This is a genomic window from Pseudomonas protegens (assembly GCF_013407925.2).
In the GTDB taxonomy this organism is placed as follows: Bacteria; Pseudomonadota; Gammaproteobacteria; order Pseudomonadales; family Pseudomonadaceae; genus Aquipseudomonas; species Aquipseudomonas fluorescens_AP.
The window spans coordinates 4,446,138-4,461,901 of the sequence record NZ_CP060201.1 but is presented as its reverse complement, the minus strand read 5'-3'; the positions used below and the strand labels follow the sequence as shown (position 1 = coordinate 4,461,901).

The 15,764-nt window shown below is 62.5% G+C and carries 14 protein-coding genes, 1 tRNA gene and 1 pseudogene; 14 read left to right on the top strand and 2 right to left on the bottom strand.

The genetic code is table 11. The annotated features are described in order from the left end of the window. The first annotated feature begins 89 nt into the window (after nt 1–89). A complete protein-coding gene (locus GGI48_RS20695; RefSeq protein ID WP_016967411.1) occupies nt 90–980 on the top strand; it encodes a helix-turn-helix domain-containing protein in 891 nt (296 codons plus the stop codon). 68 nt (nt 981–1,048) lie between these two features. Here the strand turns inward: GGI48_RS20695 and GGI48_RS20690 are convergent, their stop codons facing one another. Further along, entirely contained in the window at nt 1,049–2,266 is a 1,218-nt protein-coding gene (locus tag GGI48_RS20690) for an MFS transporter (RefSeq protein WP_179599848.1), read from the bottom strand. Between the two features lie 326 nt (nt 2,267–2,592). On the opposite strand from GGI48_RS20690, the gene GGI48_RS20685 reads away from it, so the two are divergent. After that, nucleotides 2,593–4,650, top strand: coding sequence for a methyl-accepting chemotaxis protein (locus tag GGI48_RS20685; RefSeq protein ID WP_016967409.1), 2,058 nt, complete (start codon nt 2,593–2,595; stop codon nt 4,648–4,650). Nucleotides 4,651–4,662: 12 nt separating this feature from the next. Here GGI48_RS20685 and GGI48_RS20680 read toward each other — a convergent pair whose 3' ends face one another. Beyond that, on the bottom strand, nt 4,663–5,568 hold the full coding sequence (locus GGI48_RS20680) for a LysR substrate-binding domain-containing protein (RefSeq protein WP_179599846.1): 906 nt from the start codon (nt 5,566–5,568) through the stop codon (nt 4,663–4,665). A 227-nt stretch (nt 5,569–5,795) separates the two neighbouring features. Here GGI48_RS20680 and GGI48_RS20675 point away from each other — a divergent pair, with 227 nt between their 5' ends. From GGI48_RS20675 to GGI48_RS20620, 12 genes and pseudogenes are all read left to right on the top strand, one after another. Further along, nucleotides 5,796–6,914 (top strand): ABC transporter ATP-binding protein, encoded by a 1,119-nt coding sequence (locus GGI48_RS20675; RefSeq protein WP_179599844.1) that lies wholly within the window; start codon nt 5,796–5,798, stop codon nt 6,912–6,914. A gap of 15 nt (nt 6,915–6,929) precedes the next feature. After that, nucleotides 6,930–7,850: an ABC transporter permease gene (locus GGI48_RS20670; protein ID WP_103741952.1), complete on the top strand. Its 921-nt coding sequence runs from the start codon at nt 6,930–6,932 to the stop codon at nt 7,848–7,850. Beyond that, complete coding sequence (locus GGI48_RS20665) at nt 7,847–8,656, top strand: ABC transporter permease (RefSeq protein ID WP_016967405.1); 810 nt, start codon at nt 7,847–7,849, stop codon at nt 8,654–8,656. Before GGI48_RS20670 ends, GGI48_RS20665 begins: the two co-directional genes overlap by 4 nt. A gap of 27 nt (nt 8,657–8,683) precedes the next feature. Further along, complete coding sequence (locus GGI48_RS20660; protein WP_179599842.1) at nt 8,684–9,718, top strand: extracellular solute-binding protein; 1,035 nt, start codon at nt 8,684–8,686, stop codon at nt 9,716–9,718. A 70-nt stretch (nt 9,719–9,788) separates the two neighbouring features. Continuing rightward, nucleotides 9,789–11,252, top strand: coding sequence for an amidase (locus tag GGI48_RS20655; RefSeq protein WP_179599840.1), 1,464 nt, complete (start codon nt 9,789–9,791; stop codon nt 11,250–11,252). 77 nt (nt 11,253–11,329) lie between these two features. Further along, nucleotides 11,330–11,406: transfer RNA gene (locus GGI48_RS20650), tRNA-Met, on the top strand. Nucleotides 11,407–11,574: 168 nt separating this feature from the next. Then, nucleotides 11,575–12,816 (top strand): annotated as a pseudogene (locus tag GGI48_RS20645) (tyrosine-type recombinase/integrase). A gap of 335 nt (nt 12,817–13,151) precedes the next feature. Further along, nucleotides 13,152–13,844, top strand: coding sequence for a hypothetical protein (locus GGI48_RS20640; RefSeq protein ID WP_179599838.1), 693 nt, complete (start codon nt 13,152–13,154; stop codon nt 13,842–13,844). 64 nt (nt 13,845–13,908) lie between these two features. Then, nucleotides 13,909–14,190 carry a helix-turn-helix domain-containing protein gene (locus tag GGI48_RS20635; protein ID WP_260620491.1) on the top strand — a complete coding sequence of 94 codons (282 nt, stop codon included), beginning with the start codon at nt 13,909–13,911 and terminating at the stop codon, nt 14,188–14,190. Nucleotides 14,191–14,336: 146 nt separating this feature from the next. Then, nucleotides 14,337–14,528: a helix-turn-helix transcriptional regulator gene (locus tag GGI48_RS20630; RefSeq protein ID WP_179602070.1), complete on the top strand. Its 192-nt coding sequence runs from the start codon at nt 14,337–14,339 to the stop codon at nt 14,526–14,528. Beyond that, nucleotides 14,525–15,205, top strand: coding sequence for a hypothetical protein (locus GGI48_RS20625; protein WP_179599836.1), 681 nt, complete (start codon nt 14,525–14,527; stop codon nt 15,203–15,205). Before GGI48_RS20630 ends, GGI48_RS20625 begins: the two co-directional genes overlap by 4 nt. Beyond that, complete coding sequence (locus GGI48_RS20620) at nt 15,202–15,543, top strand: hypothetical protein (protein WP_179599834.1); 342 nt, start codon at nt 15,202–15,204, stop codon at nt 15,541–15,543. Before GGI48_RS20625 ends, GGI48_RS20620 begins: the two co-directional genes overlap by 4 nt. Nucleotides 15,544–15,764: the final 221 nt, after the last annotated feature.

Below are 15,764 nucleotides of genomic sequence, written 5' to 3'. Positions count from 1 at the left end.
ATGGTGATAAACCCAGGTAAAAATGCACTTTTGCAAACAGCGTTCGATTATCGAGCACTCCAGCCACCCGTCTCGACAGGTCGCCTTCGATGAAAGCCAGCCGTTCCAGCATCCCGGTGTTCAAGCTCTATGGGGAAAACCAGGCCTGGCCGACCCCGGACCTGCTGCACTGTGAATCCATCCCCAAGCGCAGCAGCCTGCACCATTGGGAGATCAAGCCGCACCGTCACGCCGACCTCTACCAATTGCTCTACGTGCAGCGCGGTCAGGCCCTGGTGGAAGTCGAGGGGCGGCGCCAGGACGTGCGCCAAGCATCGATCCAGGTGGTGCCACCGCTGATGGTCCACGGCTTTCAGTTCTCGGAGAACATCCAGGGTTACGTGCTGACCCTGGGCGCGCCGCTGGTGGCCCAGCTGGAAGCGCAACTGGGGGCGCCGCTGGCGGTGCTGGCCAGCGCCGGCTGCTACCCGGTGGGCCGTGACCGCCACAGCCTCAACACCCTGTTCAAGGCGCTGATGGATGAATACGAAGGCAGCGCCGCCGCCCGCGACCTGTTGCTGCATTCGCTGGTCAACGTGCTGGTGGTGTGGATCAGTCGCCGTGGCCAGCAGAACACCCCACCGAGCAACCGCGGCGAGCGCAATCAGCAGCTGCTGGGGCATTTCATCAAGCTGGTGGAGCGCCACTATCAGCAACACCCCACGGTGGAATCCCTGGCCCATCGCATCGGCCTGTCCAGCGTCCACCTCAATACCCTGTGCCGGGAACTGGCCGGGCAGAGCGCGCTGCAGATGCTCCACCAGCGCCTGATGCTGGAAGCCAAGCGCGGCCTGATCTACACCAACATCAGCATCAGCCAGCTATCGGACAACCTGGGGTTCAGCGACCCCACCTACTTCTCGCGCTTCTTCAAGCGCCTCAGCGGGCAGACGCCCAACGCCTTTCGCCAGAGTGCCGGGCAGGCCCAGGCAGACACCTGAAGCCGCCGCAAAACAAAACGCCCGAGGCAATGCCCCGGGCGTTTCTGCTTCAGCGACTGCTCAAGCGGTCAGGCTTTGCGAGTACGCGGCAGGAAGATCGCCAGCACCCCGAACAGCGGCAGGAACGAGCACAGGAAGTACACGTACTCGATGCCATGGATGTCTGCCAGGTGCCCCAGCAGCGCCGCGCCGATCCCGCCAAAACCGAACATCAGGCCGAAGAACACCCCGGCGATCATGCCGACGTTGCCCGGCACCAGTTCCTGGGCGTAGACCACGATGGCGGAGAACGCCGAGGCCAGGATGAAGCCGATCACCACGCTGAGGACGCTGGTCCAGAACAGGTCGACATGGGGCAGCAACAGGGTGAACGGCGCCACCCCGAGGATCGAGAACCAGATCACCGCCTTGCGCCCGATCTTGTCGCCGATCGGCCCGCCGAAGAAGGTTCCCGCCGCCACCGCGCCGAGGAACAGGAACAGGTGCAGTTGCGAGCTGGCCACCGACAGGTCGAACTTTTCGATCAGGTAGAAGGTGAAGTAACTGGTGAAGCTGGCCATGTAGAAGTACTTGGAGAACACCAGCAGCCCGAGGACCACCAGGGCGCTGATCACCCGATTCCTCGACAAGCCATGGGTCGCCGCCTGGCCCTGCTTGAGCTTGTGCAGGCGCAGGTGGTTGGCGTACCAGCGGCTGATGCCGTAGAGCACCACCAGGGCAAACAGCGCGAACAGGCCGAACCAGGCCACATTGCCCTGGCCGTAGGGAATGATGATCGCCGCGGCCAGCAAGGGGCCGAACGCGGTGCCGGCATTGCCACCGACCTGGAAGCTCGACTGCGCCAGGCCATAGCGCCCGCCGGACGCCAGCCGGGCGACCCGCGAGGCTTCCGGGTGGAAGGTCGAGGAGCCGATGCCGATCAAGGCCGCGGCCAGCAGGATCAGGGCAAAACTGCCCACCTGGGACATCATCAGGATGCCGATCAGGGTGCAGACCATGCCCGCCGGCAGCAGGAACGGCAGAGGCCGCCGATCGGTGTAGAAACCGACCCAGGGCTGCAACAGCGAAGCGGTGAGCTGAAAGGTCAGGGTGATCAGCCCGACCTGGGTAAAGCTCAAGCCGTAGTTGCTCTTGAGCATCGGGTAGATCGCCGGCAACACCGCCTGGATCAGGTCATTGATCAAATGGGCCATGGCCACGGCACCAATGATGCGCAGGACCAGTGGGCTGCTTTGCGAAGCAGAAGAAGCCGTCGTTGCGACGGTCTGAGGGTTGCTGCTAGCCATAGGATTTTCCGTACAACGGGTGGGTGCACAGGGGCAGGTGCGCCAATGTGCCATTTTTCAGTGCGCCCGCGCCATCCCATTAGCTTGCTAACGACTTCAGCCAGCCGACTGATAGCCCATCGCCATGGTCTGAATCTTGCTCCTGCCGCCACACCAACCCGACGCCCTTACCCAGGGTGGCGAAAATGGGAAGTAACGCTACAGCGCCGGCATGATCCTGGCGCCGGTTGCACACTTTCCGAGGCGTTTTTACGAGGGCACAGGGTCCGGGCCAGCCGCCTCGACCGCACGCCAATGGTGCGTGGTGCCCAAAGGAGCAGTAGTGCATGCATCTATTTCTGGCACCGGGCATGGCGTTGTTGGGGCGTTTTGGCTTCGCTCGCAAATTCCAGCTGTTGTTTCTGCTGTTCATCCTGCCGCTGCTGGGCAGTCTGTGGATGATCGGCCAGGACTACCGCGACAGGCTTGGCCTGATGGCCACCGAACGCTCCGGAATCCGCCAACTGCAAGCCCTGGATACTCTGGACAACCTGCTGACCGCACAGCGTGATCGTGCCGCCCGCTGGCGCGCCACCGAGACCAACCGCCAGCCGACGCCGGCGACCCTCGCCGCGGTGGCGGCGTTCGATGCGGTCCAGCCCGGCCTGCTCCAGGCCAGCGAAGAGCTGGGCAATGCCCTGCACCAGGCCGGTGCCGAGGACGACACCCTCGCTCGCTACCGGGCGCTGCAAGGCAGCCTGCAAGGGTTGGACTCGAAAAGCCTGGCCAGTGTCGGCTGGTGGCCGGACGGCTACGAACGCTTCACTTCAGCCCTCGGCGCCCTGCAGGCGCTGCGTGAGCAGATCGCCATGGACACTCGCCTGACCCTGGCTCCCTGGCTGGAAACCTACCTGTTGACGCAGATTGCCACCCAACATGCCCCGGACCTGATCGAGCGGGTCGGACGCCTGGCAGCCGTTGGCCAAGCCTCGGTGGTATCGGGCCAGTTCACTCTGCAAAGCCGTCTGCAACTGCGGGACTTGCGCAGCCGCATCGGCGATGCCCGCGAACAATTGAGCAAGACCGGCAGCCTGCTGGAAGCCCGCCTGCCCAGCGAACTGCAGGCCTGGGCCGGGCGCTATCAGGACAGCCTGAAGCAGCTGGACGAGCAGTTGAAAGTGCTGGATGACGGGCTGTTCGCCGGCAACATCATCCTCAAGCCGCAAGCCTTCGAACAAGGCCTCGATACCCTGTTGGGCCAGCTGGCGACCTTGCGCCAGGACTCCCTGGCCACCCTCGACAGCCGTCTGGATCACTACCAGGGTTCAGCCCTGCGCCAGTTGATCCTGGTGGCTACGGTGCTCGGTTGCCTGGTGCTGGCAGCGCTGTACCTGTTCGTCTGCCTGCAAGCCTCGATCCGCCGCAGCGCCAGCGGCATCACCCTGCTGGCCGAAGCCCTGCGCGACGGCAATCTGTGCCTGCAAGTGCCGGTACAGGGCCGCGATGAGCTGGCACTGATCAGCACCGCGCTGAACGTGGCCGTGGTGCAACTGCGTGGCAGCCTGCAAGGGGTGGATCACGAAACCCTGCAACTGGGGGACGCGGTGCGCAGCCTCAACCAGCACGCCAGTGGTGCCTTGAGCGAAGTCGAGGCCCAGCAACAGCAGATCAGCCAGATTGCCGCAGCCGCCACACAACTGGCTGCCACGTCCCAAGGGGTCGCACAGAGCTGCGAACAGGCCTCCGGCAGCGCCCAGCAGACCCGAAGCATCGCCAGCGACAGCAGCCGCGACAGCCAGCGCACCACCGCCAGCATCCAGCAACTCAACCAGCGCCTGAACGACACCGCGGCCGCCCTGGGCCGGGTCAGCGAGCAAGGGCAGCAGATCCAGCTGGTGGTGGACACCATTCGCGGCGTGGCCGAGCAGACCAACCTGCTGGCGCTGAACGCCGCCATCGAAGCGGCCCGCGCCGGAGATCAGGGCCGGGGCTTTGCCGTGGTCGCCGACGAAGTGCGCAGCCTGTCCCAGCGCACCCAGTCGTCCACGGCGCAGATCGCCGCCACCGTGGACAGCCTGCGCAGCACGGTGAATGAAGCGGTGAGCCTGATGCAGGCCGCTTGTGACCAGGCCCAGAACGATGCCCAGTCGGTGACCGGCTTGGGCCTGCGCCTGGCGCAGATCGCCGATGCGGTGCAAGGGGTCAGCGACACCCTGGCGCAGATCGCCACCGCCGTGGAGGAACAGGCCTGCACCGCCGATGAAGTCAGCAGCAACATCCAGCACGTGGATCAGGCGGCGGTGCGTCTGCTGGAGGGGGCCCGGGCGGTGAACCTGGCGGCGGACAGCCTGAACCAGGGCAGTCGAGCCCTGAGCGTCAACACCGGGCGCTTCCGCTTGGCCTGAAGCCGACGGCCCTCAAGCCCTCAGCCGAGCCTCGGGGAAGTCCGCTTCGAGCTCGGCCTTGAGCCATTGGATAAACCATTCCACGTCCTCGGACCATTCAGCATCCGGGGTCAGTACGCGGTAGCTTTCCAGCTTCACCTGATCTTCCAGCACCCGCACCAGGGTCCCGGCCTTGAGCTCCTCGCGCACCAGCACTTCATTGGCCAGGGCAATCCCGCCGCCGCTTTCGGCCACCGACAGGGCGTGATCGTTGTTCACGTAGATCAGGTCGGAGGTGAGGTGGATATCCAGGCCATTGGCGGCGAACCACAGGTTCCACCACTCGCCGTCATCGAAATGGATCAACTCGTGGCGGGCCAGGTCCGCCGGGCCCTTGATCGGCTCGATGCCGGCCAGGTAGGCCGGGGTGCAGATGGGAAACACCCGGGGGCAGATCAGGCTGACCCGCGACTCGGGGTACTGCCCGTCCAGGCCGTAGGCGATCCCCAGGTCGGCGCTCTTGGCGTCCACTTCGGTGAAGGTCGAGTTCGGTTCGATGGCGAACTTCAGGCCCGGGCGCACATGGCGCAGCGCCTCCAGGCGCGGGGTCAGCCAGCGCTTGGCGAAGCCCGGCACCACCATGATCCGCAGCCAGCGCTCGGCGGCCTTGGGCTGGGCTTCGCGCCCGGCCTCGATGATCAGTTGCAGGGCGGCGGCGATCTTGCGGTGGTACTTCTCCCCCGCCGGAGTCAGGATCACCCCGCGCGAGGTGCGCTCGAACAGCTGCACTCCGAGCCAGTCCTCCAGCAGCTTCACATGACGGCCGATGGCCGGCTGGGTGACATGCAGCGACTTGGAGGCTTCGACATAACTGCCCAGGCGGGCCGCGGCATCAAAAGCCCGCACCGCATTCAACGGTGGCAAACGCTGTTCGGCCATGGTTTTGCCCGCTCCTTGCTATTAAATTATTTAACAACTGGCATGTTAAAATTGATGTTTCGCCCCTGCAACCCCTCACTGATAATCAGCCCCAGCAGAACAATAAGAACCCGCGCAAAGCCTTTAAAAACAGGCTTTGCACGCATCCGAACACATCTCGATCCTGCCCTAAGAAAAACAATATCCATGGCCTGCACGACAGCCCATGGGGGAATCGGAGGTAAGGCATGAATGCCCTGCATTCGCTGCAAACACTGGCGGTGTCGATCCGCTCGGTGCGCAAGGTCTACGGCGATCCACACAGCGGCCCGGTGGCCCTGAAGCACATCGACCTGGACATCCGCGACAACGAATTCTTCACCCTCCTGGGGCCCTCCGGCTGCGGCAAGACCACCTTGTTGCGGATGATCGCCGGCTTCGAATTTCCGACCCAGGGCGAGATCCTCCTCTACGGCGAGAACATCGCCGAGCGGCCGCCCTTCGAGCGCCCGGTGAACACCGTGTTCCAGCATTACGCGCTGTTCCCCCACATGACCCTGGCCGAGAACCTGGCCTTCGGCCTGGAGTCGCGGCCCATGGGCCAGGTGCTGAGCAAGGCGCAGATCGCCGAGCGGGTGCGCGAGATGCTGGCCCTGGTGCAGATGGAACGCTTCGCCGGGCGCAAGCCCAACCAACTGTCCGGCGGCCAGCAGCAACGCATTGCCCTGGCCCGGGCCCTGGCGCCCCATCCCAAGGTGCTGTTGCTGGACGAACCGCTGTCGGCCCTGGACCTCAAGCTGCGCCAGGCCATGCGCGAAGAACTCAAGGCGATCCAGGCCAAGACCGGCATCACCTTCATCTTCGTCACCCATGACCAGGAAGAAGCCCTGACCCTGTCCGACCGCATCGCCGTGCTCTCCGAAGGCGAAGTGCAGCAAGTGGGTCGCCCGGAAGAGATCTACGAGCAGCCGCGCAATCGCTTCGTCGCCGACTTCATCGGTGAAACCAACTTCATCCAGGCCCAGGTCAGCCGCATCGAGGCCGGCCTGGCCTGGTTCAGCGGCCCCGCCGGAGAGGCACTGCCGGCGCAACCGTGCAACACGGTCAAAGTCGGCCAGCAGGTCACCCTGTCCGTGCGCCCGGAGCGCCTGCACCTGCGTAGCGAGGCAGTGGAAGGCGCCCTGGCGTGCCGCATCGAGGCGCAGATCTACCTGGGCACCGACCTGCAATACCAGGTCAGCCTTGGCGACGGCACGCGCCTCACCGTGCGTGCGCCCAACAGCCTCGAACACCATCCGCGCCTGAGCGTGGGCAGCCACGCCGGGCTGGTGTTCGAGCGCGGCAGCGCCAGCGTCCTGCTGGATTGACCACGAGGATTCGCCATGCACGCCTCATCGATTTCCCAGCACCTGGAACGGCGCAAGGCCCTGCGCAGTTTTCTCGGGGTCAGCCCGGCGCTGATTGCCATCGGCCTGTTCCTGATCGTGCCAATCCTCATCGTCATCGGTTACTCGCTGATGGAAGCCAACCCCTACGGCGGGGTGAACAAGGTTTTCAGCAGCGACGCCTACACCGCCCTGCTGTTCGAACGGCAACTGGACGACAGCCTGGCCTTCACCGACTCCTACCTGCTGATCGCCCTGCGTTCGATCGGCATTGCCGGGCTGACCACGGTGATCACCCTGCTGATCGGTTTTCCGGTGGCGGTGTGGCTGGCCATGCAGCCGGTGCAGCGCCGCGGCCTGCTGATCTTCCTGATCACCGTACCGTTCTGGGCCAACCTGCTGATCCGCACCTACGCCTGGATCCTGCTGCTGCGCAACACCGGGGTGATCAACAACAGCCTGATGGACCTGGGGCTGATCCACGAACCGCTGCAACTGCTGTACACCGACGGCGCGGTGCTGCTGGGGCTGGTCTACACCTACGCGCCCTTCGTGGTGCTGCCGATCTACGCCACCCTGGAAAAGATGGACATCCGCCTGCTGGAAGCCGCCCAGGACCTCTACGCCGGACGCTGGCGCACCTTGCGCAAAGTGGTGCTGCCAATCGCCAAGCCGGGGATTTTCGCCGGGGCGATCCTCACCTTCGTGCCCTGCCTGGGGGCCATGATCGCCCCGGAACTGCTGGGCGGCGGCACTCGAATGATGCTCGGCAACCTGATCTTCCGGCAGTTCAGCGACGCCCGTAACTGGCCCTTCGGCGCCGCCCTGTCCCTGGTCCTGATGGCCGCGGTGATGCTGGTACTGACCGTCTACGCCTTGCGCGCCCAGCGCCAGCGAACCCTTCAGGAGGGTGCATGATGATCCGCCTGTTCAAACGCAACGGCCTCGGTGTTCAGGACTTTCCCGGCTTCGGCGGTTTCAGCTTCCTGTTCTACCTGTACCTCTACGCGCCGATCCTGGTGCTGGTGGTGTTCTCCTTCAACGCCAACCAGTCGGCCACGGTGTGGAGCGGCTTCAGCCTCGACTGGTACCGCGCGGCGTTCGCCAACCAGGCCCTGCGCCAGGCGGCGGGCAACAGCCTGCTGATCGCCGTGTGCGCCAGCATGGCGGCCACCGCCATTGCCACCCTGGCGGCCCTGGGCACCTCGCGCGGGGCCAGGTTCAAGGGCCTGCAACTGTCCATGGGCGCCATCATGCTGCCCCTGGTACTGCCGGAAATCGTCGTCGGCGTGGCGACCCTGGCGCTGTTCTCGACGCTGGGGCTGTCCCTGGGCTACGGCAACCTGATCATCGCCCATACGGTGTTCTGCATCCCCTTCGCCTACTTGCCGATCCGCGCCCGCCTCAACGACATGGACCTGTCCCTGGAGCATGCCGCCGCGGACCTGTACGCCGGTCCCTGGCGGACCTTTCGCAAGGTGACCCTGCCGCTGCTGATGCCGGGGATCGTCTCCGGGCTGATGCTGGCCTTCATCGTCTCCCTGGATAACTTCGTGATCTCGATGATGGTGTCCCAGGCCGGCACCACCACCCTGCCGATCTTCATCTTCGGCCTGTTGCGCATGGGCGTGACACCCGACGTCAACGCTGTGTCGACGCTGATCCTCGGCGTCTCGGTGCTGTTCGTCAGCCTCTCTTACCTGTTGAGCAAGAAACACCCTTGAACCGTCCACTGACCTTGGGGAAATGCCATGAGCAAGTTGATCGCAAGTCTGGGAACCTCGCTGCTGCTGAGCCTGCCACTGGCGGTGCAGGCCGCCGAGAAACTCAACGTCGTGAGCTGGAGCGGCTACTTTTCGCCGGAAATCCTCGCCAAGTTCCAGAAGCAGACCGGTATCGAGGTCACGGTGGATTCCTACGATTCCAACGAAACCCTGCTGGCCAAACTGAAACAGGGCGGCACCGGTTATGACGTGGCGATCCCCTCCCATCAGTTCATCCCGATCCTGATCAAGGAGCAGTTGCTGGAACGCTTCGACCCGGCCCAGCAGCCCTACTACACCGGTATCGTCGACAACCTGAAGCAGCCGACCTGGGACCCTGAAGGCGCCTACTCGGTGCCCTTCATCTGGGGCACCACCAGCGTGGTGCTCGACGGTGCGCGCTACCAGGGCCCGAGCGACAGCTACAAGGTGCTCTACGAGCCGCCGGCAGAGCTGCAGGGGCGGATCAACATGTTCGACTCGGTGAGCGAAGTGATCGACATGGCCAGCCTGTACCTGAACATTCCGCTGTGCAGCGAAGACCCCAAGCAGATGCAGCAGATCCTTGGCCTGCTCAAGGCGCAGAAACCCTTCGTCAAGACCTACAGCTCCAAGGCCGGGGCGATCCGCGAGAACCTGGCGGCCGGGGAAATCGACATGTCGATGTTCTGGGGCGGCTCGTCGATGCGTGCCCGGGAGATGAAGCCCAGCCTGAAATACCTCTACCCCAAAGAGGGCGTGCTGGCCTGGGTGGACAACATGGTCATCCCCAAGGGCAGCAAGCACCCGGCGAACGCCAAGGCCTTCATCGCCTTCCTCAGCCAGCCTGAGAACGCCGCCATGACCCAGAACTTCCTCAAGCACCAGAGCCCGATCAAGGGCGTCGAACCCTTCCTCGACGCGGGGCTCAAGGATGCCCCCGAGCTGCACATTCCCGAGGGCACCAAGGTGGTCTTCAGCCAGACCTGCGGCGAAGGCGCGATCCGCCTCGCCGACCGCCTGTGGACCAACCTGATGCGCTGATCGGCATCGATTTCTGCCGCCCCGGCCAGGAGGCCGGGGCGTTTTTCCAGCCGTTGAAAGGCCCCCTGCCATGACTGCCAATCCCCCCAGCGAACTGGTCCTGCTCCAGGCCCATGAACTCGCCGAGCGTATCCGCCTGCGTCAGGTTTCCTGCCGGGAAGTGATGCAGACCTACCTTGCCCACATCGAAGGCTACAACCCCCTGGTCAATGCCCTGGTCAGCCTGCAACCGGCCGACAGCCTGCTGGCCCAGGCCGACCAGCGCGATGCCGAACTGGCCCGTGGCGAGTACCGTGGCTGGATGCACGGCCTGCCCCACGCGATCAAGGACCTGTCCCTGACCCAGGGCATCCGCACCACCCTGGGCTCGCCGCTGTACCGGGATTTCATCTCCGAGCGCGACGGCATCATGGTGGAACGGATCAAGGCCGCCGGGGCAATCCTCATCGGCAAGAGCAACACCCCGGAGTTCGGCCTCGGCTCGCAGACCTACAACCCACTGTTCGGCGCCACAGGCTGCGCCTATGACCCAAGCAAGACCGCCGGTGGCAGCAGTGGCGGTGCCGCCGCGGCCCTGGCCCTGCACCTGGTGCCGGTGGCCGACGGCAGCGACATGATGGGCTCGCTGCGCAACCCGGCGGCCTTCAACAACATCTTCGGCTTCCGCCCGTCCCAGGGCCGGGTGCCGTTCGACGACAGCAGCGACCTGTTCATCGACCAGCTCGGCTACGAAGGCCCCATGGCCCGCAGCGTGCGCGACGCGGCCCTGCTGCTGTCGGTGCAAGCCGGTGGCGATGCGCGGGCGCCGCTGTCCATCAGTGAGTCCGGCCAGGGCTTCGCCGCGCCACTGGAACGCGACTTCAAGGGCACGCGCCTGGGTTGGCTGGGGGACTTCAACGGTTACCTGCCGATGGAGAAAGGAGTAATGGCGCTCTGCGAAAAGGCCTTGGGCGATTTCCGCAGCCTGGGCTGCAGCGTCGAGCCGGCCCGCCCAGAGTTTGCCCCCGAGCGCCTGTGGAGCAGTTGGCGCACCTTGCGCCACTGGATGGTCGCCGGCTCCCTGGGCAACGCCTATGCCGACCCGCACAAGCGTTCACAGCTCAAGGCAGAAGCCATCTGGGAAGTGGAGAACGGCCTCAAGCTGTCCGCCAGCCAGGTCTTCGACGCCTCGGTGATTCGCAGCGACTGGTACCGCGCCATTTCAAAGCTGTTCCAACGCTTCGATTACCTGTTGCTGCCCAGCGCCCAGGTCTTCCCCTTCGACAAGAACATCCCCTGGCCGCGCAGCATCGAAGGCGTGGCCATGGACACCTATCACCGCTGGATGGAGGTGGTGATTCCCGGCACCCTGTCCGGCTGCCCGGTGGCCAGCGTGCAGGCCGGCTTCAACGCCGACGGCCTGCCCATGGGCTTGCAGATCATCGGCAAACACCAGGCCGACTTCGCCGTCCTGCAACTGGCCCACGCCTACGAACAGGCCAGCCGCTGGTTCCAGCGCTGCCCATCGCCACTGATTTCGGGGGGGAAGGGATAAACGGTTGATAGCGTAGATAATTTTTTTATAAAAACGCTTGACGCATTGTCGTTCCGAGCGAATAATGCGCGCCACTTGGCTACATAGCTCAGTTGGTTAGAGCATAGCATTCATAATGCTGGGGTCCGGGGTTCAAGTCCCTGTGTAGCCACCAAGTACCTGTTTACAGATGTCTCCATGAGTCTCTAAACAACCTCAAGAAGCCCGCCTAGTGCGGGCTTTCTTGTTTCTGGCTGTATCTCCTTATCTACCCCTATACCTTCCCGCCGTGTATCCCCCTGTGTATCCTTGATGAAAAATCGAACCGAGGGGATACAAGCCAATGAAGCGCTCCGAAATCAAGCGCCGCCCGCTATCTGATACCGCCCTAGCGGGCCTGTAGCCCGACACCAAGGAATACCGGGAGCAGGATGGTAACGGCCTGTATTTCCGTGTGAAGCCTGACGGCCAGAAGTCCTGGCAACTGCGTTACAAGACGCCGGCAGGCAAGTGGAGTTGGCTTGGGTTAGGTGGTTATCCCGAGGTCGGTGGGGCGCTGGCCAGACAGAAGGCTGCCGAACTGCGCGCCGATGCCGCTGAGGGCAAGAATCCGATAGCAACCAAACAAGCCCGTCAGGCTGCCGATCTGGCGGCCAGCAATAACACCTTTGAATCACTGGCGCGGGAGTGGCACACCTCTCGGCTCAACTCTTGGGATGCTGGCACCGCCAAACGAGTTATGGGCGCATTAGAGCGCCACGTGTTCCCCTCGTTCGGTAAGCGGCTCTACACCGGCATTCTGTCAATGGAGTGGATGGAGCTGTTACGTGGTCTGGAACGGCAAGGCATCCTTGAGCAGATGAGCCGAGTTCGGGCCTACTGCAAGGATGTGTACGACCTGGCCCGCGTGACAGGCAGAGCAGTGAACAACCCGCTTGAAGGGGTGCATAAATTTCTGGCATCCGGCAAGGCAGAGAACTACGCGCACGTTAGTATTGATGAGTTGCCCACCCTGCTCCGGGCTATTCGCTCATACCCCCACGCACAGGACGTTCAGCTAGGCCTTCGTCTGCTGACCCTGATGGCTGTCCGCCCCAGTGAACTGCGGGAGGCACGCTGGGAAGAGTTCGACCTTGATAAGAAGCTGTGGACAATCCCAGTAGAGCGCAAGGGCCGCAAGAAAGGGCTTGAACACCTGGTGCCGCTCAGCCGTCAGGTCGTCGATATATTGAAAGAACTTCATATCCTGACCGGCGCCTACCCATTGCTGTTCCCTGGAAGGAGCGACCGCACCAAACCCCGTAGCGATACGGTGTTTCTGATGGCTCTGCGTCGTTTGGGATATGAGGGTCGACAAACCGGCCACGGTTTCCGCCATATCGCCAGTACCATCCTGAACGAACACGAGTTTGATGCCGACCATGTCGAGGCCCAACTCAGCCACAAAGCACCTGGTGTACGAGGGATCTATAACAAGGCCCAATACCTCGCTCAACGCACGACGATGATGCAGTGGTACGCCGACCACCTTGAAAAACTGGAAAAGGGCAATGTAGTGCAAGGCCAATTTGGTAAGGCGGTATAGACATGCATTTTCGTACCCCTCAAAAAAACGGTGTTCTAGGTGTTCCTCGTGTTCTTAAATCGCTGACAGCCCCGCCAAACAAGGCTTACAGCCTTGGAACACCAACTAAAAAAAGCCGGAACACCAAGCTACAAGAACACCAACGGTGTTCCGAACGAGCGACCTACCAAGCGGACGCTGTGCCCTGGCCCGACCGACACATACTTCGTGCCAGCGAGCCGACAACACAGCCCCAGCTCTCCTCTGTAGGCCGCTGTTCACACGACCATCACCAGCATTGGGCAGCGAGTTACGGCGCGGGCTTGGCGCGTGGACTCCGGGGCGAGGGGGTGTAAATGGACGACAGCCTGTTGCCCGAGCTTGAGTACATTGGTGTGCTGATCGACGGGATTAGGTGGCACTGGGATTACCTGAACACACCCTATGCCCCATTGGGCTTCGAGCCCGCCCCATTCTATCTGCCATGGTTAATCAATCTCATGGGTGAGAGCTTGAAGGATGATGAGTTCTTCCGTAGAGCAGCTTTGAAAAACCCAGCTTTGATGCCATTCCCTATCACAGGGTTTGTCCGGGTACTGCGTGACTTAAGTCATGAACAGCTGCCTGATTCCGGTGATCAGCCGCTTGTACGAGCCGGTATAAAACGAATGGCGGCGCGAACTGCGCATGATCTTGCAGAAAAGGCCAGCGTCGGGCCTTTGAGTGAAGCGGAGTTGAATGCACTTGGCTGGCACCTGACAACGTTGGTGGCACTAGGCAGTGATTCACTCAAGGCGGCGCTGCTGTCCCTTCAAGTCAAAGGTGGTGTTAAGTCAGGAGAGTCCCGGCGCGCAGAAAACGCTGACCGCGATAGGGCAATTTGTGACGCTGGTAAACGCCTAATTGCAGAAGGTCGCGCAGTTCGTAGCCTTGCAGGAATTATCAGCGACACCGCTGCCGCTGAGGGGCTGAGCGCCAAACAGGTTAGAACAATTCTAAGGGTTGGCGGAGTCGTGCCTGCGTCGAGCAAAAAAAGGGAAGTGAACTAAGCGCGCTTCCGGCTGGAAAAATAACGTGTGCCCTGTGGACTTACAGCAAACCCGGAGGCACTACATGCAATCCCAGCCACTCACGACGCCCATGGCAGCGATGCAGCACCAGCGAGCCAGCGTTGACGTAACTCTGAACCCTGCCGATCTACTCACGCCAGAGCAAGCAGCATTGGTGTTGGGGCTGTCCGCCAAAACCCTGGCTACCTGGCGCAGCACGGGGCGGCATTCGCTGCCCTTTATTCGCTGTGGTGCCCGCATACGCTACCATCGCAACGATCTGGCTCAATGGCTTCAAGATCGGCAGCGCACGCGCACCACGACGAATCAGCCGGGGGTGGTGTGATGCCTGAGACAAGCCAACACCAGATGCCATCGTCATCCTCTGCTTCCTCCAATCTGCCAGCCAACGTCGAGCCGTTGCGCACCAATTCCGGCGTAGGCGCTCTCTCACCTGCCCATCCGTTCGATCCCGCAACTACGCTCATTCGCATGCCAGAGCTTGAGGCATTGACGGGACTAGCTCGCGCCACTGTCTATAAACGCCTGAAAGATGATCCAAGCTTTCCAAAACCAGTACCACTGAGCAACAGCACCGCTCGTGGCGCCCCAGTGGGATTCGTACTCAGTGAGGTGCAGAACTGGATTCGTGGGCGCATCGCCGCCCGTGGGGTGGCCGCATGACTTACCGTCGCGCTCCGTTCAAGGGCCCTTTCTTCGATGCCTACCGCATCGGCTTCAGCCTGTATCAACCGAATCAAAACAACTGGCGCCAGCGCACCATTGCCGGTGTGAGCTGGAATGGTCGGGAGCGTGAAGCCTTCTTTTTCAATCCTGATGGCCTGGTGTTGCCCATTGAGGCCAATCCATGGGAACTGCCGCCACTGCTAGAACGCCACGGGATCCGGCGCGAATTCGCCATGGTGGTCGGCACCGGCATGTTCGCAATGAAGAAAGCGCAGAGAAACGCCCTAACCGCGACAGGACTTGGTGAATGGGTGACGTACTGGCTGGTTGATTCCGAAGCAGGTTATGCCAATGACTTAGCTAACTGGGCCGCCTATGTGGAAGCTGATTTGCTGGCTGAGCGTCGAGCTGCGGAGGCCAGTTATTCCGCAGCCCAAGACCTTCGCTCACGTGCAGATCAATCCATTGAACGGCCTTGGAACGAGCACGGCCTACAAGTGGACACGCCAACCGACGACTTGCCGGAGCAGATATTGGAAAACGTTGCGGCCCGGCGCAGCTTCCTGCAAGACGAATATGCCCGCCAGTACGCAGAAGATCGACGGATTGCCGCTTGGCTACGTGGCGAAGCTGGCGACCCACCATTGTTAACGCTGATGCAGGGGGCTGCATGATGCCGATATTCCTACCTCATAGCGTCCTTGATGAGCTCGAAGGTGCTGCTATTCCGGCCCTCCCAGTGATGGCAGCCAAGGGGCGTGAACGCCTGCGCGCCCTTCGTGACCGAGCGATTGCCGAAGGCGCCCATGTTCTGCTGTTGGCCTGGCCGACGCTGGAATGGGTGTTACTGGCCGTCGAGGTGCCAGCAGGTGTGATGATCGAGGATGCACAACAGCTTATTCCCAACCTGCTGGCTAACCCCATCGCCCTGGAGCACATGCGCTCAGAGTCCCGCAAAGGCCAGCACCTGAGCTGGTTGTCTCTGACTCGCCCTGTCACCGCCCTGCACTAACGAAAACGCCCCCGGCTGCAACCGGAGGCGTTAGAGGTAAATCAATATGTCGATTAAATTTAGGCCGTGCCGAACGGCAGCGCAAGCTTTGTCTGTGGTTGCGCGCAATCAATCGTCGCGCTACTCTCTGCACGTCGCTGCAAATTCAGCGACCGGGTTTGGCGACCCGAGTTTAAGAAGGCGCACAGGCGCCACCATATCGATTGCAGGCGCTTTTTTTG